Origin of the sequence: Arthrobacter sp. TS-15 (assembly GCF_006964045.1) — a bacterium.
GTDB lineage: Bacteria > Actinomycetota > Actinomycetes > Actinomycetales > Micrococcaceae > Arthrobacter.
Map to the genome: position 1 here is coordinate 1 of NZ_SDXQ01000139.1, position 1,332 is coordinate 1,332.

The 1,332-nt window shown below is 72.6% G+C and carries 1 protein-coding gene; it reads right to left on the reverse strand.

Features of this window, described 5'->3' with window-relative positions:
* Positions 1-316: 316 nt before the first annotated feature.
* Positions 317-1,332 (reverse strand): methyltransferase (locus EU811_RS23355; RefSeq protein ID WP_142940603.1); only part of this gene is annotated, 1,016 nt, incomplete at its 5' end.

The following is a 1,332-nucleotide window of genomic DNA, read 5'->3' on the forward strand; positions in this document are numbered from 1 at the left end:
GCAGGCGACCGCCCCCGAACAGGGCGAACACCGATCCCGTGAAGATCGCAGGTCCGCTCTCCATGGTTCGTCTCCTCCGGCCTTCGGTACCCAGCACCGGGACGCTGACACCTCCGGGCAGCCGGAACACCAACCCCGGGTGAACGCGGGGCGGACAGCTCCCTGCGCCCACATGCGGAATCCGTCACACCGCCTTCTGGTGGCCGGTTTCACGTCCCGGTGCGGGATCCCGGTCCGGGAGTCCCCGGTCGGAGACCGGCCGAGCGTCGGACCGGGGCGCTCTTCCGCCGGCCCCGGGAAGACTCACCGGGAGGACTCACCGGGCAGGTTCGAGGAACCCCTGCTCGACCAGCAGCCGGATCTGGGACGGGGTCCGGTCCCGCAGCAGGACCGGGTCCTCTCCGACGAGTTGGGCGATGGCGTCCAGGATCCGGCCGGCGCTCAGCGTGCCGTCGCAGACGCCCGCGAAGCCCGCGCCGACCGTGTCCACCTTCGTGGCCCGCCGCATCCCGCGGTGCTGGCGCAGCACGACGTGCTCGGGGTCCTCGGCGCCGGGCAGCCCGACCTGCTCCTGCACGACCTCGCCCGCGAGCACGAAGTGCCCGGCGAGCAGCGCCGCGTCGTCGTGCGCCCGCAGATAGTCCACGCGGTCGAAGTGCGCGCGCACGGTGTCGCCGAGCGGCTGTTCGACGGGGTGCGGCCACTCCTCCACGACGACCGAGGGCTGTGCGGCCGCCGACTTGCGCAGGGTGATCCAGCCGAAGCCGACGGACTTCACCTTCCGCGCCTCGAACTCGTCCAGCCACGCGTCGTACCGCGCCTGGTACTCCACCGGGTCGGAGCGGTGGTCGCCCGCGTCCCGCAGCCACAGTTCGGCGTACTGCGTGACGTCCTGGACCTCGCGCTGCACGATCCACGCGTCGCAGCCGCGCGGCACCCAGGACCGCAGCCGGTCCTGCCACTCCTCGCCCTCCACGTGCTGCCAGTTGGCGAGGAACTGCGCGTACCCCCCGTCGTTCAGCCGGTCGCCCGCCTCCTGAACGAGCGTGCGGCACAGATCGTCCCCGCCCATCCCGCCGTCGCGGTAGGTGAGCCGGGCTCCGGGAGAGATCACGAAGGGCGGATTGGAGACGATCAGGTCGTACGTCCCGTCGTCGGCGACCGGTTCGAAGAGGGAGCCCTCGCGCAGGTCCGCCGCCGGGGCACCGGACAGGGCGAGCGTGAGCGCGGTGATGTGCAGCGCACGGGGGTTGAGGTCGGTCGCGGTCACGCGCGTGGCGTGCTGCGCGGCGTGCAGGGCCTGGATCCCGGAGCCGGTGCCGAGATCGAGGG